General features: G+C 64.8%; 17 protein-coding genes and 2 pseudogenes. 10 read left to right on the top strand and 9 right to left on the bottom strand.

What is annotated here, in order from left to right:
• Window positions 1-74 precede the first annotated feature (74 nt).
• A complete protein-coding gene (locus OKW26_RS12995) occupies window positions 75-1,127 on the bottom strand; it encodes an NAD(P)-dependent alcohol dehydrogenase (protein WP_429353856.1) in 1,053 nt (350 codons plus the stop codon).
• Between the two features lie 337 nt (window positions 1,128-1,464).
• Here OKW26_RS12995 and OKW26_RS12990 point away from each other — a divergent pair, with 337 nt between their 5' ends.
• Entirely contained in the window at window positions 1,465-2,433 is a 969-nt protein-coding gene (locus tag OKW26_RS12990; protein ID WP_026225869.1) for an AraC family transcriptional regulator, read from the top strand.
• On the opposite strand, the gene OKW26_RS12985 is transcribed toward OKW26_RS12990, so the two are convergent.
• From OKW26_RS12985 to OKW26_RS12975, 3 genes are read right to left on the bottom strand one after another with little or no spacing between them, the layout of a single operon-like run.
• Window positions 2,430-3,236 (bottom strand): molybdopterin-dependent oxidoreductase, encoded by an 807-nt coding sequence (locus OKW26_RS12985; RefSeq protein WP_429353855.1) that lies wholly within the window; start codon window positions 3,234-3,236, stop codon window positions 2,430-2,432. The two genes, OKW26_RS12990 and OKW26_RS12985, sit on opposite strands and share 4 nt — an antisense overlap.
• Window positions 3,233-3,883 (bottom strand): cytochrome b/b6 domain-containing protein, encoded by a 651-nt coding sequence (locus OKW26_RS12980; protein WP_429353854.1) that lies wholly within the window; start codon window positions 3,881-3,883, stop codon window positions 3,233-3,235. The genes OKW26_RS12985 and OKW26_RS12980 overlap by 4 nt, the downstream gene beginning before the upstream one ends.
• Window positions 3,884-3,926: 43 nt before the next feature.
• Window positions 3,927-4,568 (bottom strand): hypothetical protein, encoded by a 642-nt coding sequence (locus OKW26_RS12975; RefSeq protein ID WP_429353853.1) that lies wholly within the window; start codon window positions 4,566-4,568, stop codon window positions 3,927-3,929.
• Window positions 4,569-4,800: 232 nt separating this feature from the next.
• On the opposite strand from OKW26_RS12975, the gene OKW26_RS12970 reads away from it, so the two are divergent.
• From OKW26_RS12970 to OKW26_RS12960, 3 genes are all read left to right on the top strand, one after another.
• The gene (locus OKW26_RS12970) at window positions 4,801-5,472 is read left to right on the top strand and encodes a heavy metal response regulator transcription factor (protein WP_429353852.1); all 672 of its coding nucleotides are present in this window, start codon (window positions 4,801-4,803) and stop codon (window positions 5,470-5,472) included.
• Window positions 5,469-6,869 carry a heavy metal sensor histidine kinase gene (locus OKW26_RS12965; RefSeq protein WP_429353851.1) on the top strand — a complete coding sequence of 467 codons (1,401 nt, stop codon included), beginning with the start codon at window positions 5,469-5,471 and terminating at the stop codon, window positions 6,867-6,869. Before OKW26_RS12970 ends, OKW26_RS12965 begins: the two co-directional genes overlap by 4 nt.
• 104 nt (window positions 6,870-6,973) lie before the next feature.
• On the top strand, window positions 6,974-7,276 hold the full coding sequence (locus OKW26_RS12960; RefSeq protein WP_090806017.1) for a putative quinol monooxygenase: 303 nt from the start codon (window positions 6,974-6,976) through the stop codon (window positions 7,274-7,276).
• 46 nt (window positions 7,277-7,322) lie between these two features.
• Here the strand turns inward: OKW26_RS12960 and OKW26_RS12955 are convergent, their stop codons facing one another.
• The 3 genes and pseudogenes from OKW26_RS12955 to OKW26_RS12945 form a co-directional block, all read right to left on the bottom strand.
• Entirely contained in the window at window positions 7,323-7,451 is a 129-nt protein-coding gene (locus tag OKW26_RS12955) for a hypothetical protein (RefSeq protein ID WP_429353850.1), read from the bottom strand.
• A pseudogene (locus OKW26_RS12950) lies at window positions 7,447-7,899 on the bottom strand (histidine kinase); the annotation flags it as partial. The gene OKW26_RS12955 and the pseudogene OKW26_RS12950, both read right to left, overlap by 5 nt.
• A gap of 20 nt (window positions 7,900-7,919) precedes the next feature.
• Complete coding sequence (locus OKW26_RS12945) at window positions 7,920-8,678, bottom strand: GntR family transcriptional regulator (RefSeq protein ID WP_429353849.1); 759 nt, start codon at window positions 8,676-8,678, stop codon at window positions 7,920-7,922.
• Between the two features lie 269 nt (window positions 8,679-8,947).
• On the opposite strand from OKW26_RS12945, the gene OKW26_RS12940 reads away from it, so the two are divergent.
• From OKW26_RS12940 to OKW26_RS12920, 5 genes and pseudogenes are all read left to right on the top strand, one after another.
• On the top strand, window positions 8,948-9,289 hold the full coding sequence (locus OKW26_RS12940; RefSeq protein ID WP_187610244.1) for a UxaA family hydrolase: 342 nt from the start codon (window positions 8,948-8,950) through the stop codon (window positions 9,287-9,289).
• 10 nt (window positions 9,290-9,299) lie between these two features.
• Window positions 9,300-9,660: pseudogene (locus OKW26_RS12935) on the top strand (Ldh family oxidoreductase); the annotation flags it as partial.
• 220 nt (window positions 9,661-9,880) lie between these two features.
• Complete coding sequence (locus tag OKW26_RS12930; RefSeq protein WP_429353848.1) at window positions 9,881-12,832, top strand: molybdopterin-dependent oxidoreductase; 2,952 nt, start codon at window positions 9,881-9,883, stop codon at window positions 12,830-12,832.
• A 21-nt stretch (window positions 12,833-12,853) separates the two neighbouring features.
• Entirely contained in the window at window positions 12,854-13,624 is a 771-nt protein-coding gene (locus OKW26_RS12925; RefSeq protein ID WP_429353847.1) for a 4Fe-4S dicluster domain-containing protein, read from the top strand.
• Window positions 13,625-13,643: 19 nt separating this feature from the next.
• Window positions 13,644-14,597 carry a dimethyl sulfoxide reductase anchor subunit family protein gene (locus tag OKW26_RS12920; protein WP_184067176.1) on the top strand — a complete coding sequence of 318 codons (954 nt, stop codon included), beginning with the start codon at window positions 13,644-13,646 and terminating at the stop codon, window positions 14,595-14,597.
• Window positions 14,598-14,654: 57 nt separating this feature from the next.
• On the opposite strand, the gene OKW26_RS12915 is transcribed toward OKW26_RS12920, so the two are convergent.
• Both OKW26_RS12915 and OKW26_RS12910 read right to left on the bottom strand, forming a co-directional pair.
• Window positions 14,655-17,240 (bottom strand): adenosylcobalamin-dependent ribonucleoside-diphosphate reductase, encoded by a 2,586-nt coding sequence (locus OKW26_RS12915; RefSeq protein WP_429353846.1) that lies wholly within the window; start codon window positions 17,238-17,240, stop codon window positions 14,655-14,657.
• Window positions 17,241-17,523: 283 nt separating this feature from the next.
• A complete protein-coding gene (locus OKW26_RS12910) occupies window positions 17,524-17,811 on the bottom strand; it encodes a DUF3331 domain-containing protein (protein ID WP_013091570.1) in 288 nt (95 codons plus the stop codon).
• Between the two features lie 343 nt (window positions 17,812-18,154).
• Between OKW26_RS12910 and OKW26_RS12905 the strand changes: the two genes are divergently transcribed.
• Entirely contained in the window at window positions 18,155-19,246 is a 1,092-nt protein-coding gene (locus tag OKW26_RS12905; RefSeq protein WP_429353845.1) for an AI-2E family transporter, read from the top strand.
• The last annotated feature ends 15 nt before the right edge of the window (window positions 19,247-19,261 follow it).

Genomic DNA, 19,261 nt, shown 5'->3' with positions numbered 1-19,261 from the left:
AACACAACAACAAAACAGAACCCCGCGCCGCAGGCGCAAAAAAACCACCCGCTGCGCGGCCAAAAAAGTTGCTATTACTTCCGCATCGAATCCATATCAACCACAAACCGATACTTCACATCGCTCTTGAGCATGCGCTCATAAGCTTCATTAATCTTCTGCATCGGAATCATTTCAATATCAGAAGTAATGCCATGCTCGCCACAGAAATCGAGCATCTCCTGCGTCTCGGCAATACCGCCAATCAGCGAACCGGCAAGGCGCCGCCGCTTGAAGATCAGATTGAACACCTGCGGCGACGGATGATCGTGCTCCGGAGCACCCACCAACGTCATCGTCGCGTCACGCTTGAGCAGATTCAAGAACGGATTCAGATCATGCTGCGCAGCCACCGTATTGAGAATGAAATCGAAGCTATTCACATGCGCTTCCATCTCCTGCGGATTCTTCGAAACCACGACTTCATGCGCGCCAAGCCGCTTCGCATCCTCGATCTTCGACGGCGAAGTCGTAAACAGCACGACCTGCGCGCCCATCGCCCGAGCGAGCTTCACACCCATATGGCCGAGTCCACCGAGGCCGACAATCCCGACCTTCTTGCCCGGGCCCACGCCCCACGTGCGTAGCGGCGAATACGTGGTGATGCCCGCGCACAGCAGCGGCGCGACACCCGCGGGGTCGAGATTCTGCGGCACGCGCAGCGTGAAAGCCTCATCGACGACCAGTTGCGTCGAATAGCCACCGTAAGTGACCTGTCCGTCGACGCGATCGACACCGTTATACGTGCCCACCCAACCGTTCTCGCAATACTGCTCGAGACCTTCCGCGCAGCTCGAACAGGTGCGGCACGAATCGACCAGACAGCCGACCGCGACCAGTTCACCGACCTTGTACTTCGTCACGTTCGGACCAACCGCGGTCACACGGCCTACGATCTCGTGGCCCGGCACGACCGGGTAGATCGTGTTCTTCCATTCGTTGCGCGCCTGATGCAGGTCGGAATGGCACACGCCGCAGTACAGCACTTCCATCTGCACGTCATGGGCGCGGGGTGCGCGGCGCTGGATTTCAAATGGGGCGAGCGGCGCGGTGGCGTCGGTCGCTGCATAGGCATACGTCGTGCTCATGGATAGCTCCAGCAAAGAGGGTGATGGCGCAACATGCGACGCGCCGACGATGCGCAACACGGGGTTGCGGATGCGGCGGGCCGCAGCATGAACCGGGATCGGGGCGCGAGCGTTGGGGGCCGCCATTGGCAAGCAGTCGGCGCATGGCGGTCGATGACCGCGCACGCTGCGCGCGTCGAAAAAGGCGATCCGGCAGGGTTCCCATCTTAGGGACCCGGCGCCGCCCGGGGAATACCTGATCGTCTTGAAGGTTTGCCTAAAACTCTGGAGGGGCAGCGCGACAGGCTGTTTGATGCTAAATTTCAAGCATTATTCTCCTGGCCGTCGCCATATCGTCATGTCCACTCAAGCTGTCGGTTCCATTCCGGAAGACCCCGCGCAACGCCGCTTGCTCGAACTGTTCAACCTGCTCGCGCCGAATGCCGGCATGACGCGCTCGAGCCTCGAAGGCGTCAGCCTGCTGCGCGCGAATCGTCCGATGCCGCGCATGCCGGTCATGTACGAGCCGAGCATCGTGATCGTCTGTCAGGGGCGCAAGCGCGGCTATCTCGGCGATCAGGTGTTCCAGTACGACGCGCAGCAGTACCTGGTGCTGTCGGTGCCGTTGCCGTTCGAATGCGAGACCGAGGCAAGCGAACAGGAGCCGTTTCTCGGCATGTCGGTGCGCGTCGATCTGACGATGGTCGCCGAACTGCTGATGGCGCTCAACGAAACCCAGGGCCTCGCGCAATACGAACCGGCCGGCATGTATTCGACGCCGCTCGATGCCGCACTGAGCAGCGCGGTGCAGCGTCTGCTGGAGGCGCTCGCGTCGCCGCTCGACGCGCAAATCCTGGCGCCTGGCATCGTCCGGGAAATCTGTTATCGCGTGTTGACCGGCGAGCAGGGCGGCGCGATTCGCGCGGCGCTCACGCATCAGAATCACTTTGGCCGCATCGCGAAGGCGCTGCGGCGCATTCATGCGGACTACCACGCGTCGCTCGACGTCGATACGCTCGCGGCCGAGGCCGGCATGAGCCTCGCGGTGTTTCATGCGCAATTCAAGGCGGTCACCGCGACCTCGCCGATGCAGTACGTGAAGACCACGCGTCTGCATCACGCGCGTCTGTTGATGGTGCAGGATGGTTTGAATGCGGGCGCGGCCGCCGTGCGGGTCGGTTACGAAAGCGCGTCGCAGTTCAGCCGCGAGTTCAAGCGGCTGTTCGGCCTGAGTCCCGTCGACGAGGTCAAGCGCATGCGCGTCGCTCACGATGCGCCGCCGCCGCGCGCGCACAAGCCGGTGCCGCGTTATGTGACCGCGGTCTAAAGCCCGCTGAACCAGTTGTAGCCCTGATCTTCCCAGTAGCCGCCCGGGTTCGTGTTGGTCACGAAGATCGCGGCGATGTGCTTCGGGTTCTTGAAGCCAAGCTTGGTCGGCACGCGCAGCTTCAGCGGATAGCCGTATCTGGCCGGCAGCGGCGCGTTGCGGAAATCGAGCGTCAATTGCGTTTGCGGATGCAGCGCGCTCGCCATGTCGAGGCTCGAGTAATAGCGGTCCGCGCATTTGAAACCGACGTAGCGCGCGCTCAGATCGGCACCGATCAGTTCGAGAAACGTGCGAAACGGCACGCCGCTCCATTGTCCGATCGCGCTCCATCCTTCGATGCACACGTGACGCGTGATCTGCGAGACCTGCGGCAACCTGCGCAGCTGCTCGAGACTCCAGCCGCGTTTATCCGCGACGAGCCCCGATACTTCGAGCCGATAGGTCGAGCCGTCGATATCGGGCGCGTCGAACTCGGGATAGAACGCGTTGAACGGAAACGGATCGGTGATATCGCGCGCCGAATAGGTCGGCGCGAGTTTGTTGCGATTGAACAGCCACGCCTGCACGCGGTCGTTCCAGCGCGACATCGCCCATAGCACCTTGTCGACGGAATCGTTGTCCTGCAGGTTGCAGCCGGACAGCATCGCGAGCGCGCCGATCGATAGCGAGGAGCGCAGAAACAAGCGGCGTTGCAACTGCTCGATCCGCGGCCGGTGCTCGGCAAGCACGATGCGTGAGCGGCGCGCGTCTTCTGTATTGGCGTGCGTATCGTTCGCCGTGTCGGTTCGTTGCGGGGCGCTCATGCGCGAGTCCTCTGGGAGGCTTGATCGATGCGCTGCGCGTTGCGCCGGGCGCGTCCGGTGACCATCGGCGGCAACGTGCGCGGCACCAGCAGCACCAGCAGCAGATGCACGACGACAAAGCCGACCACGCCGGCCATCGCGACGAAATGCACGCGGCGCGCAAAATCGAAGCCGCCGAACAGCGCGGTCAGCCACGACAATTGCACCGGCTTCCAGATCGATAGTCCCGATGCGACCAGCAGCAAGCCGAGCAGCAGTACCAGCAGATACAACGCGCGCTGCACGGCGTTGTACTTGCCGGTTTCGTGCGGCAGTCTGAGGTGCAACGCCAGCGCCGCGTCGCGCGCCAGCTCGCGGGCACGCACCGGCAGCAGCTTGCGACGCAAATGGCCGCTCGCGACGCCATGCGCGAGATACAGCAGGCCGTTCGCGCACAGCAGCCACATCGCCGCGAAGTGCCATGCGATCGAGCCGCCGAGCCATCCGCCGACCGTCGCCCACACGGGGAACCGGAACGGAAAGATCGGCGACGCGTTATAGATCGCCCAGCCGCTCATCACCATGCAGACCATCGCGAACGCATTGATCCAGTGCGTCACGCGAACGACGAGGGGATGAACGACCAGAAACGCTTGCGAGTCGGGCATTGGCTTCAAAGACGAGAGGGATGAAGACGAACGACGCGCCGCTTTACATCGGCGGCGTCACGCCATGCTCGCCGGCCGAAATGAAATTCGCCGCCATCGCGCCGTCCGCTTCCTTGTGCGCGAACAGCACGACCTTCGTGCCGGGCGTGAGCAACGCGCGACTGCCCGGCTCCAGACTGACGATGGGTACGTCCTGCGGAATCACGATCTTCTTTTCGCCATCCTTGTACTTGACGGTAATCGTGCGGCCGTTGCTGACCAAGAGCGAGCCGACCGTGCCGTTCGTCATCGTGCTGTTCGCGCCGAGATCCCACGGCCGATGACCTTCGCCCGAACCGCGCATGCTCGGCGGGAATACATGCACTTCGAGCGCCTTCAACGTGCCGTCGGGCTGCGGAATCGCGGCGGTGCCGACGTAGCTGTCCTGCTTGATGTCGCTGACGTTGGCGAGCGTGACGCCGCGAATCGGCGTGTCGGCGGCGAGCTTCACGTCGACGTCCTGACCATTGCGAGTGTGGACTTTGAGCAGATCGCCCGACAGCGACGTCACCGTGCCGCGCACGCCGGTCGGCGCGGCGGTCTGGGCCGAAGCCGCGAACGTCGTCGCGAGCAGCACGGCGGCGAGTGCGGGGACGGCGAGGGCGCGCAGCGTTCGTGCGCGGGCGATCTTGATTCGGGTCTTCATGAGGCAACTCCAGGAAGGGATGCAGCGTGGTGGACGGTGCGTTCAGACTAGCCGTCGCATCGGCTCATCAGAGTGACGGGAGGATGACAAAAACGTCATCAAGGGTCGATGGCGGCCACGTAGAATGGCCGCCGGGAGCGCTGCGGTTGTTCTCGAGCGCTGTCATCAGGCTTTTTTGCGCGTGCGAGCGCGGCCTTTACGGTCGCATCGCGCGAGAGGAGCAGCGAGCATCATGAGCATTCTGGTCATCGAAGACGATCCGAAAACCGGCGACTATCTGAAGAAGGGCCTGCGCGAGAATGGCTACGCGGTCGACCTCGCGCGCACCGGCACGGACGGCCTGCATCTGGCGCTCGAGCATGAATACGAACTGGTCGTTCTCGACGTGATGCTGCCCGGCATCGACGGTTGGGAAATCATGCGGGCGTTGCGTGCGCGGTGCGATCTGCGGGTGATTTTCCTGACCGCGCGCGATCAGGTCAGCGACCGCATTCGCGGTCTCGAACTCGGCGCCGACGACTACCTGGTCAAACCGTTTTCGTTTACCGAGCTGGTGCTGCGCGTTCGCACGCTGTTGCGCCGTGGCGTGATCCGCGAGAGCGACGTGTTCGAAGTCGCCGACCTCAAGCTCGACGTATTACGCCGCCGGGTCACGCGCGAGGGCGTCGACATTGCGCTGACCAACAAGGAGTTCATGCTGCTGCATCTGCTGGTGCGCCGCGAGGGCGAAGCGCTGTCACGCTCGCAGATCGCATCGGAGGTGTGGGACATGAACTTCGATAGCGACACCAACGTGGTCGACGTGGCGATCAAGCGCTTGCGCGCGAAGGTCGATCACCCGTTCGGGAAGAAGCTGATTCACACGGTGCGCAGCATCGGCTACACGTTCGGCGACGGCGCATGAAACGCTGGACCGAACGCTCGCTGATCGCGCGCACCACGTTGCTGTTCGCGCTGATCGCCTGCGCGGTGATCGGCTCGCTCGGCGCGTATTTCTATCATTCCGCCGAAGTCTCGCTGCAACGCCGCGCCGACGTCGTGCTGAGCGGCCGTGTCGAGCATTTCAGCCGCATCGTGCACGACCTTTATTCGGTTAGCGAATTAAAAAAGCGCCCGCTGCTGTTCGAGACGATGCTCGGCGCGGAAGAGGACGTGCTGATCTTCCGGCGGCCGGGCGAAGCGCCGTTCGTCGACGTGAATCCGGGCAGGTTCGCGGTGCCTGATCTACCGGCCGGCCCGGCGGGCAATCCGCCGGGTGCCGCCGACATGCGTCAGACGCGCCTCTCCGACGGCGTGCCGGTGCATTGGGCGTTTGCGACCGCGACAGCGCGCGAGGATGGCGCCGAAGTCGAGGTGATCGCAGGCCATCCGATGACGCACGAAATGCGCATGCTGGCCGAATACCGCAACCGCATCGTGCTGGCGACGCTGAGCGGCATGCTGGCCGCGACGCTGCTCGCTTACGGCGTGCTGCGCCGCGCGCTGCGACCGGTTCGCGAGATCGCCACGCGGGCCGCGCAAATCAGTCCGACGAACCTGGCGGTCCGGCTCGACGACGAAGCGGCGCCGGTGGAACTGCGTCAACTCACACACGCGTTCAACGCGATGCTCGATCGTCTCGCCGACGGCTATCAACGCCTGCAGCAGTTTTCCGCCGATCTCGCGCACGAGATTCGCACGCCGGTCGGCGCGCTGGTCGGCCAAACCCAGGTGGCGCTCGCCCAGCCGCGCGAAGCCGACGAATATCAGCAACTGCTCGAATCGAATCTCGAGGAGTTGAATCGCCTGAGCCATATCGCGGAGAACATCCTGTTTCTCGCGCATGCGGATCATGCGGCGTTGTCGATCGAGCGGCAGCCGGTCGATCTGCATGGCGAGCTCATCAGGATCGCCGACTATTTCGAAGGCCTGGCCGACGAACGCGGGATGCGTTTCGAAGTCGACGCGGCGGGCGTCGCGTCTGCGAATCCGATGCTGTGCCGCCGCGCCATCAACAATCTGGTCGTCAACGCGGTGCGTTACGGCGCGGGCGACACGATCGTGCGCCTGCGCGGCGCGCAGGACGAAGCAGGCGCGCTGGTGACGGTCGAAAACGAGGGCGAGCCGATTCCCGCCGTGCAACTCGACCGGCTGTTCGACCGCTTCTATCGCGGCGACGCGGCGCGCAGCGCGCTCACCGAATCGAACGGACTCGGGCTCGCGATCGTGAAGGCGATCATGCATCTGCATGGCGGCAGTGCGCGCGTGGTGTGTCCGCTGCCAGGCGTCGTGCGCTTCGAGCTGCGCTTTCCGGGTGCGTGACTTGCTAGCGGGGTAGGTCCGGCGCAGCCTCAGCCGACGCCGCCTATACTTTTCAAAGCGCTTTGAAAGGACCGTTCGCTGCCGAACTCACCAGGAGTCGCATCATGGTCAAGCTCGCTTTGTATGTCCGTCTGGAAGCCAAGCCCGGTAAGGAAAAGGAAGTCGAGGCGTTTCTGCTCGGCGGCCTGCCGCTCGTCGAGCAGGAGCCGGCCACCGCCGCGTGGTTCGGTCTGAAGCTCGGTCCGTCGACGTACGCCATTTTCGATGCGTTCGAAGACGAAGCCGGCCGCGACGCGCATCTGAACGGCAAGGTCGCGGCCGCGTTGATGGAGAAGGCGGGCGAGCTGTTCGCGTCGCCACCGAGCATCGTCAAGCTGGATGTGCTCGCGGCCAAACTGCCGGGCTGAGGTTGAGCGTTGCGTTGGCGTGGTGAACGCCTGACGCCGGCGAGCGTTACTTCGCCGCCGCGTCCGCCCCCGGCTGCGCCTCGTAGTGCGCGCGCTTTTCCTCGTACATCAGCAGGTCGGCGTGCTGCACGCCCGCTTCCAGCCGATCGCCGCGCTGGCAGGTTGCCGCGCCCATCGAGAAGCTCCCACAGCGATACCGGCGAATGCTCGAAGAGCCCGCGCGCGTATTCTTCCGCTTGCGCGACGCGGCGCCGCGCACCTTCGAGCTCGGTGATGTCTTCGGTCGACACCAGCACGCGGTCCCAGCGTTCCTCGTGAGCGGGCAGCACCGCGCCTTTCAGCAGTACGTCGAGGCGCCGTCCATCGAGCGTGTAGTTGACCGTGTGGCTCGTGAAGTTCGACTGTCCGGCCCACAGCTGGCACAGCTCTTCGAGGTGCGTTTTCAGCATGTCGTCGCGCAACACCGAGGCGAGATTGCTCGTCAGCGTGTCGAAATCGGCGGCCTCGAATTGCGTGAGCGTCTGGCGATTGACCTTGATCACGCGGATGCGATGAGCGCATTCGGCGACGCGGCGCGGGTCTTCGGCGAAATGGGCGCGCAGATCGGTCACGCCGGTGAAGCGCAGGCGGCGACCGAGGTCCGCTATTTCTGATCGTCGCGCGCCGCGCGCGTGCCGATGTACTCGTACTCCTCGGTATTGAGCCGCGACATGCGCAGTTCGACCGCGCTGCGGTGATACGAGTACGCGATGCGCCGGATCTCGAGCAGCGGCGCGCCGACTTCGACGCCTAGTTGAGTGCTTTCGAGCTCATTGGCGAGCGCAACGCTCACATGCTCATCGGTCTCGACCACGTTGATGCCGAAACCGTCCTGATAGAAGTTGTACAGTGTGTTCGGCCGGTTGCGCAGCTTGCTTTCCGTCAAGCCGGGAAACAGCGCTTCGGGCACGGTGATATGTTCGATCAGCACGGTCTTGCCGTGCAGCGCGAGCCCGTTGACGAACTGCAGAACGCGCGCGCCGGTGTCGATGCCGAGCGCGGCGGCCGCCTCGCGCGAGGCACGCGCCTTCCTGAACCCGATCAGCGTGACGATCGGGTAGGCCTTGTCGCCGTCGCGCCGCACGATGCGAAAGAAGCGGAAGAAGTGCCGGTCGCGCTGATGCATCGCCACGAACGTTCCGAGCCCCTGATGACGGATCAGAATGTTCTCGGCGCACAGTTCGTCGATGGCTTTGCGCAGCGTGCCGATCGACACGCCGAAGCGTTCGGCGAGGCGCTTTTCCGAAGGAATGCATTCGCCGCCTTTCCATTCGCCGGCCGCGAGCGCCGCGAGAATCGCGCTCTTGACCTCCTTGTACCGTGTGCCTCCCACTGCGGGCGCATTGATCGCGAGCGTGCTCATGAAAACCTCTGGGATACGCGAGTCGTGCCGCTCGCCGGGGTTGAACCTGCCCTGATTCTAAACGACCAGGTCATCTAATCCATCTGGATGAATCGTATGTTGTCGGTGAATCGCGACAACAGCCCGGTTCTCGCCCAGTCGTCTAACACATATATATGACCTAGTTGACATTGGGTAAGTCGCCGCCTAATATCGATTCACCGCGGCGCACCTGGCTGCGCTGCCCGGGCGGCACCCTCACCGCATTCAAACTACGAATGGAGACGCTCATGAGCAATCCCACGGCAGACATCAACGACACCGCAGCGGGCGCGTCGGCGCCGCGCAGAACGATCCACATCGTGCTGCACGAGGCGAAAGACACGGTCGGCGTGGCGGTGGTCGAGGGCATCAAGGCGGGCACGCTGCTCAACGCATGGATCATGGACGACGACGAAATCGTCACCGTGCCGGCGAAGCAGGACATTCCGATCGGTCACAAGATCGCGCTGAAGGACATGGCCGTTGGCGACACGGTGTTCAAGTACGGCGTCGACATCGGCAAGGTGGTCGCGCCGATCAAGGCCGGCGAGCACGCCCACGTGCACAACATCAAGACGAAGCGCTGGTAGGCCGAGCAGCGCCGCGCTCGACGGCATGATGCTGCCGTTCGGCGGCGCGAAAGGCGCGATGCTGGCGCTGGTGGTCGAACTGCTGGCCGCGCGCGCTGAGCGGCGCGAACTTCGGCTACGAAGCGGGCTCGTTCCTGACCGAGGAGGGCGAGCGCTCGCGCATCGGCCACCTGTTCTGGGTGATCGACCCGGGCGCGCTGGCCGGCGACGACGCGTATCTGTCGCGTGTCGAGGCGCTGATCGAGATGATGCTGATGGATGACGACGTGCGCCTGCCCGGTTATCGCCGGGAGCAGCTTGCGCAGGCGGCGTACGAGGAGGGCGTCGAAATTCCGGATGCGCTGATCGCGCAACTGGAGGGCCGCGCTTAAACGAGCGTCCCAGCGCACCCGACCCATCTCACCCGACTGGACACGCCGTCGAAAAAAGCGCATAGCTGAAAGCGAAACCGAAACTATCGGTGCGCCGGATAGTTTTGCTCGCAAATCGCGATTTCCCTTGTGAGGCAGGTGCGAATACGATGGTCGGTATCGTATGAGCAGCGCGTATGACGCGCGCTTCGGCCCACCAGAAGCAACGACGGAGATGGCCATGGAGCACCACGCCCGCACGCAGAACGAACGGCTCGATGTCAAGACCACCACCTGCTACATGTGCGCGTGCCGCTGCGGCATCCGCGTGCATCTGCGCGACGGCGAGGTGCGCTATATCGACGGCAATCCGGAGCATCCGCTCAATCAGGGCGTCATCTGCGCGAAGGGTGCCTCCGGCATCATGAAGCAGTACTCGCCCGCGCGCCTTACGCAGCCTTTGATGCGCAAGGCCGGCGCGCAGCGCGGCAGCGCGCAGTTCGAGCCGGTCTCGTGGGACACCGCGTTCGACGTGCTCGAAAAGCGTCTCGCCGCGATTCGCTCGAGCGATCCGAAGAAGTTCGCGCTGTTCACGGGCCGCGACCAGATGCAGGCGCTGACCGGCCTGTTCGCCAAACAGTTCGGTACGCCGAACTATGCGGCGCACGGCGGCTTTTGCTCGTCGAACATGGCGGCCGGCATGATCTATACGATCGGCGGTTCGTTCTGGGAATTCGGCGGACCGGATCTCGACAGCGCGAAGCTGTTCTTCATGATCGGCACCGCGGAAGATCATCATTCGAATCCGCTGAAGATCGCGATTGCGAAGTTCAAGCGCGCGGGTGGCCGCTTCATCGCGATCAATCCGATCCGCACCGGCTATGCGGCGATCGCCGACGAATGGGTGCCGATCAAGCCGGGCACCGACGGCGCGCTGTTCATGGCGTTCCTGCACGAACTGATCGCCGCCGACGCGTGGGATCACGAGTTCGTGCAGCGCTACACGAACGCGGCGGAGCTGATCGATCTCGACGAAGCGAGCGAAAACTTCGGTTTGTTCGTGCGCGATCCCGAACGGGCCGAAGGCAATCCGCTGTTTCCGCAGAATCATCTGTGGTGGGACCCGGCCACCCAGCGCGCGGTGCCGCATCATGCGAGCGGCGTGAGGCCCGCGCTCGATGGCCGTTACACGCTCGACAACGGCAAGCCGGTCACGCCGTCGTTTGCATTGCTGCGCGAGCGCGTCGCCGAGTGCACGCCCGAATGGGCGGCGGCGATCACCGGCATCGCGGCCGAGACGATCCGGCGGCTCGCCGGCGAGATGATCGAGACGGGCCGCCGGCACCGCATCACGCTGCCGATCCGCTGGACCGACGCGTGGGGCGAAACGCACGAGACGGTCACGGGCAACCCGGTCGCTTTTCATGCGATGCGCGGGCTCGCCGCGCATTCGAACGGCTTTCAGTCGATCCGCGCGCTCGCCGTGCTGATGTCGCTCCTGGGCACGATCGACCGGCCCGGCGGCTTTCGTCACAAGTCGCCGTTTCCGCGCGCGGTGCCGCCATCGGCGAAACCACCGAACGACCCCGCCGCGGTGAAGCCCAATACACCGCTTGCGACGGGCCCGCTAGGCTGGCCCGCCGCGCCCGAGGATCTGTTCATCGACGAACACGGCGCTCCGGTGCGCATCGACCGGGCGTTCTCGTGGGAATATCCGCTCGCGGTGCACGGCGTCATGCACAGCGTGATCACCAACGCGTGGCGCGGCGATCCGTATCCCATCGACACGCTGATGATTTTCATGGCCAACATGGCGTGGAATTCGTCGATGAACACGATGAAGGTGCGCGAGATGCTCGCCGACAAACACGCGAACGGCGACTACAAGATTCCGTTTCTCGTCGTGTGCGACGCGTTCCAGTCGGAGATGACCGCGTTCGCCGATCTGATCCTGCCGGACACGACTTACCTCGAACGTTACGACGCGATGTCGATGCTCGACCGGCCGATCTCCGAGTTCGACGGCCCCGTCGATTCGGTGCGTGTACCGGTCGTGCCGCCGACCGGCGAATGCAAGCCGTTCCAGGAAGTGCTGATCGAACTGGCGTCGCGCCTGAGGTTTCCGGCGTTCACCAATGCGGATGGCGGCCGGCGCTTTCGCGACTATCCGGACTTCATCGTCAATCACACCACGTCGCCCGATTCCGGCGTCGGCTTTCTGATCGGCTGGCGCGGCAAGGATGGCGACAAGGCGCTCGTCGGCGAGCCGAATCCGAATCAATGGGAGCAGTACGCGAAGAACAACTGCGTATTCCATTACCGCTTGCCCGAGACCTTGCAGTACATGCGCAACTGCAACGGACCGTATCTCGACTGGGCGGTCAAAAACGGTTTCCGCAAATTCAGCGAACCGATTCTGATCCAGCTTTACTCGGACGTGATGCAGAAGTTCAGGCTCGCCGCGCAAGGACGCACGAGCGGCCGGCAGCCGCCCGACCATCTGCGCGCGCGCGTCGACAGGTACTTCGATCCGCTGCCGTTCTGGTACGCACCGCTCGAAAGCGCGGCGACGGATCTCGCGCGATTCCCGCTCGCCGCGGTCACCCAGCGGCCGATGGCGATGTATCACTCGTGGGATTCGCAGAACGCGTGGCTGCGGCAGATTCATGGGGAAAACTACCTTTATGTGAATCCGAAAACGGCGAGCGCGAACGGCATCGCCGACGGCAGCTGGATCTACGTCGAATCGCAATGGGGCCGCGTTCGCTGTATGGCGCGCTACAGCGAGACCGTCGAACCGGGCACCGTATGGACGTGGAACGCGATCGGCAAAGCGGCGGGCGCATGGAATCTCGGTCCGGACGCGAACGAATCGCAGCGCGGCTTCCTGCTCAATCACCTGATCACCGACGAACTGCCGGGCTGCGACGAGGCACCCGCGCGCATGTCGAACTCCGATCCGGTGACGGGCCAGGCCGCCTGGTACGACGTGCGCGTGCGCATCTATCCGGCCGAAGCCGACGCGCGGCACACGCTGCCGCAGTTCGAGGCGATGCCCGAATTGCCCGGCGCGGTTGCACAGAAGAGTGTGGTGTCGCGCATCGTCCAGACCTATTTCGCGGGACGCGGAGAATTCGCGGCTCGCCTGCGCGGGACGTTGCGCCGCGCCGAACATAACGGCGACGACCGCTAAAGCCACGGCAAGGAGCTTGCAATGACCCAGATGGCGCTGGTGATCGATCTGAACGTATGCGTGGGATGCCAGGCGTGCGTGACGAGCTGCAAGGAGTGGAACACGTCAGGCGAATCGGGCAGCCTCGCCGATTTCAATCCGTACGACGCGGACCCGTCCGGCACGTTCTTCAACCGCGTGCAGAGTTTCGAAGCGGGCAGTTTCCCCGATACGGAGATGATCCATTTCCCGAAGTCGTGCCTGCATTGCGAGGACCCGCCGTGCGTGCCGGTGTGTCCCACGGGCGCGAGCTACAAGCGCAAGGAAGACGGTCTCGTGCTGGTCGATTTCGATCGCTGCATCGGCTGCAAGTATTGCGCGTGGGCGTGCCCGTACGGCGCGCGCGAACTCGACGAAGCGCGCAAGGAGATGACCAAGTGCACGCTGTGCGTCGATCGCATTCATGACGAGCATCTGTCCGAGCGCGATCGCAAGCCGGCCTGCGTGCTCGCATGTCCGACATCCGCGCGGCTGTTCGGCGATATCCACGATCCGGAGTCGGTGGTGTCGCAAGCGATCCGCGAGCGCGGCGGCTATCAGTTGATGCCGGAGTGGGGCACGCGCCCCGCGAATCACTATTTGCCGCGCGTGCCGATCACGTCCGCGAGTTGCGGCGGCGACGGGTGCTCGTGCAAATCGTCAGGAACGACCACCGGCGATGCCACGCACACGCCGGGCTCGCCCGACTCGCAGCTCGAGGGGCAGCTCGCGCATGGCGAAGTGCATCTCGCGTCGATCGCGAAGCGCATTTGAACGACAACGAGGCCATACGATGAATCCGGCTTTTTCCGTAGTCTTCCTGACCACGCTGAGCGGCGCGGCGCAGGGGCTGTTGATCGCGCTCGTCGGCGTCGAGAGTGCGGCGTGCCTGGGCGTCGTTGCGCAACCCGCCGCCACCGCGTTCTACGTGAGCGGCGCAGCGCTCGCGGTGCTGCTGGGCGGTCTTGGTCTGATCGCGTCGTTCTTCCATCTGGGCCATCCGGAACGCGCGTGGCGCGCGATCGCGATGTGGCGCACCTCGTGGCTGTCGCGCGAATGCCTGTGCCTGCCGGCGTTTCTGGCGTGCGCGTTCCTGTATGGCGTCGCGCACTGGCTCGGCTCGCCGTGGTCGCTCGCGCTCGGCTGGCTCGGTGTGCTCGCGAGCGCCGCGCTGTTCGTCTGCTCCGCGATGATCTATGCGTGCCTGCGCTTTCTGCAGGAGTGGGCGACGCCGCTGACGCTGGTGAACTTCGTGCTGCTCGGCTGCGCATCGGGCTTGACGCTCGCGACCGCACTGAGCGCATGGTTCGCGCCCGCGCTGACGGCGGGACTGGCGGTCTGCGCGTGCCTGCTGACGCTCGCCGGTTGCGCGAGCCGCTACGCGTCGCTCATGCGCAATGCGCGCTTGCGGCCGAAATCGACGGTGCAGAGCGCAACGGGCATCCGCAATCCGAAGCTCGTGCAGGTGTCACGAGGCTTCACCGCCGGTGCGTTCAATTTGCGCGAGTTCTTTCACGGCAAATCGGCGCGGACGTTGCGTGGCGTCAAATGGGGCTTTCTCGTGGGTGCGTTCGTCGTGCCGGTCGTGTTGATCGTGCTGGGCGCGGGGCTGCGTTCGCCTGGCGGGTCGTTCGGCTTGCTGGCCGCGGCTTGTCTCGTGCAGTATGCGGGGCTCGTGGCGGAGCGCTGGTTTTTCTTCGCGGAGGCGAAGCATCCGCAGAATCTTTACTACGCGAGGGTGGGGTGAGGCATAGCCTTCAACGAGCGCGTTCGGCCTGGGTGCCAGCGCGCTCGTCGCCTCACACTACCCGCACGCCCCCACCTCCCCACACGCAGTACAAAAATCGCAGCCGTCCTTGCGAATCACCGCATTCGCGCCGCACGAAGCGCATTTGCGTCCGAGCATCGTGTGCAGTCCTTGCGTGCCGTTCGGCTGCAGCAAGGTGTCGCCGCTATCCGCTGGATTCGGACGGATGCCGAAATCGGCGGACAGCGCCATGTCGGTTTTCATGTGCCCGCGCGGCAAACGCGCGAGCATCCGCGACGCGACCTGATTGCCCTCGGCGTCGAGAAAGCCGCGTCGATACAGGATTTGCTGGATCGCGAACGCGAGCGCCGCCACTTCGGAATCGTGCCAGCGCGGCGCGCGATGACCGTCGAGACGCTGCACGTCGCCAAGCCGCACCTGTCCGCGATCCCATGACACCTTGCGCATATCCTGCAGATTGCGCGCAACGAAGCCGCCGCGCGCGGCCAGCGACAGCGAACGCATCGTCGCGGTGATCCACTGCTGCGACTCGTCGCGCTGACCGGTCGGAATGAAGAACTCGATCGGCCGCTCGATCGTCACGTCCTCGCCGCCGAGCCGCCCCGTCACCTCGATGAAGGACGCCGCGACATACAGCGACTTCTTGCCCGCCTGGGTCAGATACTCGACCTTCTCGATGATCGCCGGCAACTCGCCTCTGGGCCGATGATCGATCGCGATACGCAGCGGGTCCTGGTCCATCTCGGCGAGCGTGTCGTCGGCCTGCGCGGGCGTCACGCTCAGCACCGCGCCGAGCGTGTCGTTGGGGCGATAGGTGGCAAGGCCCTTCAGCCCGCTTTTCCATGCATCGAAGTAGAGGCTTTCGAACGCGTCGAACGGATAGTCGGCTGGCACGTTGACGGTCTTCGAGATCGACGTGTCGACGTATGGCTGGACCGCCGCCATCATGTCGAGATGGTCGCGCGCCGACATCTGCAGCGCGCTGACGAAATAGTCGGGTAGCCGGCTCACGTCGCCGCCGAGCTCGCGATAGAGCCGGTACGCGTAGTCCTCGACGTCGAACGATTCGCGGCCGCCGTCGGCCATCACTTTCACGCGCGTATAAGTCCACGAGAACGCCGGCTCGATGCCGTTCGACGCGTTGTCGGCGAACGCGAGGCTCACGGTGCCGGTCGGCGCGATCGACAGCAGGTGGCTGTTGCGAATGCCGTCGCGGCGGATCGCCTGCTGAATGTCATCGGGCAGGCGCGACGCGAACGTGCCGGCTTCCAGATAGCGCGCGGCGTCGAACAGCTCGAACGCGCCGCGCTCCTTCGCGAGTTCGACCGATGCGCGATACGCCTCGTCACGCATCAGCCGCGCGATGCGCACCGCGAAATCGCGGCCTTCCTGCGAGTTGTAGCGCAGGCCCATCATCACGAGCGTATCGCCGAGGCCGGTGAAGCCGACGCCGATGCGCCGCTTCGCGCGCGATTCGTCGTATTGCTGCGGCAGCGGCCACAGCGTGACGTCGAGCACGTCGTCGAGAAAACGCACCTGCGTGCGGGTGCGCCGCGCGAGGCCGTCCCAGTCGAACGACGGCTGGCGGCCCTGCAACTGCGCAAACGGATCGACGACGAAGCGCGTCAGATTGAGCGGCCCCAGATTGCAGCAGCCGTACGCGGGCAGCGGCTGCTCGCCGCACGGATTGGTGGCGCGGATCGTTTCGACGGCGCGCAGATTGTTGTCCTCGTTCATCCGCGAGATGAACACGATGCCGGGCTCGGCGACGTCGTACGTCGAGCGCATGATGCGGTCCCAGATCGCGCGCGCCGGGTGTTCGCTGTAGACCCACAGGCCGTCTTCGCGCTGCCGCACGTCGCCGGCCGCGCGCAGCGCCGGCGACGGCTCGGCGCGATGGACCAGTTGCCACGGCTCGTCGTTTTCGACCGCGCGCATGAACTCGTCGGTGACGCTGACCGACACGTTGAAGTTGTTCCAGCGTCCCTTCGAATGCTTGGCCTCGATGAATTCGAGCAGGTCGGGGTGGTCGCAGTCGAGCACCGCCATCTGCGCGCCGCGCCGCGAGCCCGCGCTTTCGACGGTACGGCACGACGCGTCGAACACGTCCATGTAGCTGCACGGACCCGAGGCGGCCGAACTCGTGGTGTGAACGCGCGCGCCCTTCGGCCGGATCGCGGAGAAGTTGTAGCCGACGCCGCCGCCGCGCCGCATCGTTTCGGCCGCCTGCAGCAGCGCCACGTAGATGCCGGGCAAGCCCTGTTCATCGACGCCCTGGATCGAATCGCCAACCGGCTGCACGAAGCAGTTGATCAGCGTCGCGGCGATGCCGCTGCCCGCCGCGCTCATGATGCGGCCCGCGCCGAGCGCGCCGTGGCGCATGTTGTCGACGAACTGTTCCTCGACCGACGCGCGCATCTCGGGCTGCTCGGCCTCGGCGACGCCGCGCGCGACGCGGCGATATACATCGTCGGCCGATTGCTCGTCGCCTTTCGCATACTTTTCGAGCAGCACGTCGAGAGAGAACTGCTGCGGCGGGATTAGCAAAGCGGGAGGAGCGGAGGAGGCGGGAGGCGTGGAAGCGGCGTTGGCCGCGCGGGTTTGCGGCGTGTCTTCTGCCATGATCGGCCCTCAAACGGCGTCGCGGCGGGCGCGGCGCGGTGGTGGAAGGCGCGCGGCCGGCACCGGATAGCGAGCCGGCGGTCGGGCGGGCGCAACGAGTCCACCTTAACGCACGAGGCGCGGGGCGGCAACCGGCAGCGGGGCCGGCGCGGCGCCGCATCGTGCGATGCCGCGGCCGCCGGGCACGCGCTCGCTAAGGGCACGTGGGCAGTAGGGAGATCGCCCCCGGAACAACGGGTTGAAAACCGCGCTTAGTGCGCGGGACTCGGGAACGTTCCGTGCGTCAGGCCGCTTCAAGCAGCGGTTCGAGGATTTCCGCGCAGATCATGGCGGACGCATTCGACGGCGCCGGGCGCTCGGCCGGCTTGAACACCGGGTCACCGCGACGGATCTTGCGGCGCGACACCGCGCAGGTGCCGGAAGAATGCGCCGAGCGACGGCGCCAGCGCTGCTCACCGTAGTGGCAGCGGCCCGGCTCGACCCAGCGGATCACCAGCGTCGTGTCGGAGCTCTCGAGAATTTCGATGCGTACGCCATTGCTACCGTCGAGGGGGATGGACTCCAGGGTCATCATCGGCTCCGTGTTGTGGAGTGCCGAATGTAGTCCCGCGCGCGCCGGATAGCTATTGTGTCACCGTTGAAACACCGTTCCGGAATTAGCAATAATCAGACTTGACATTAGCGATTCGCCGAAATGACAGGCGTTGCAAGCATTTTTTATGTGATTTTTTAATAAGGCATATTTTTGCAACGCTGTGTTGCCTGTGGCGCGACGGGGAGGGCGGCCGGGAAAGAGGCGGCAACGCTTCCTTTAAGATGTCGAATGTCGGGCGGCGAACTGAGCCGTCAGTGTAGCGGGTTTGAATTTTTCAGGTCGGCTCGCGCGCACACCGTTCAAAAACACAAGAGTTCACATGATTCCACGCCCTCCAGCCCCTCCCAACTCTCCCGAAGCGTCGTCCGTCGCCGCCGAGCGCCTGAAAAAGCAGAAGGCCGCATCGATCGTGCTCTATATCGGTCTCGCGCTGCTCGCATTGTGGGTGGTGCGCGATTTCATCGTGGTGGTGGCGTGGGCCGGGGTCGTCGCGATCGCGCTGTGGCCGCTGCTGCACAAGGTGGCGGGCAGCCACTGGTTCAAGGGGCGCGCGACCTTGCTCGCGACGGTCTTCACGCTGGTGATCGCCGTGCTCGTGCTGCTGCCGGTCGGGCTCGGCATCGCCCAGGCGCTGCGCGAGGCGCACGATCTGAACGACTGGTTCCGCAGCGTGCAGGAGAACGGCATCGCGCTGCCGGACTTCATCAACCGTCTGCCTTTCGGCGTGCAGCAGATCACTTCCTGGTGGCAGGCCAATCTTGCTCAGCCGCTGCGCGACTCGGCCGCGATGAAAGGCTTGCACAGCAATACGGTGATGACGCTCGGCCGGCATTTCGGCGCGCGCGCCGCGCATGCGGCAATGGTGTTCGCGTTCATGCTGGTCACGCTGTTCGTGATTTTTCAGGCGGGGCCGCGGCTGTCCGGCTCGCTGCTGAAGGCCGCGCGACGCGGTTTCGGCGATAGCGGCGCGGACCTCGTCGCGCATATGGGTACCGCGGTGCGCGGCACTGTGTCAGGGTTGATCGTGGTCGGCGTCGGCGAAGGCCTGTTGCTTGGCGTCGCCTACTTCGTGACCGGGCTGCCGCATGCGGCGCTGCTCGGCTTCGTCACGGCGATCGCCGCGATGCTGCCGTTCTGCGCGCCGATCGTGTTCGGTCTCGCGGCACTGTGGCTGCTCGTGCAGGGCTCGATGGTCGCGGCGGCCGGGCTGCTGGTATTCGGCGCGGTCGTCGTGTTCGTCGCCGAGCACTTCGTGCGGCCGGTGCTGATCGGCAACTCGACGCGCCTGCCGTTTCTGCTCGTGCTGTTCGGCATTCTCGGCGGCGCGGAGACGTTCGGGCTGCTAGGGATTTTCATCGGCCCCGCGTTGATGACGGTGCTGATGGTGCTGTGGACCGATCTCGTGGAGTAGCGCGGGCGTCGAGGG

It is taken from the genome of Paraburkholderia sp. 32, from assembly GCF_050435345.1.
Lineage (GTDB): Bacteria > Pseudomonadota > Gammaproteobacteria > Burkholderiales > Burkholderiaceae > Paraburkholderia > Paraburkholderia tuberum.
The sequence above is the reverse complement of the archived record's forward strand: the minus strand, read 5'-3'. Positions and strand labels throughout refer to the sequence as shown.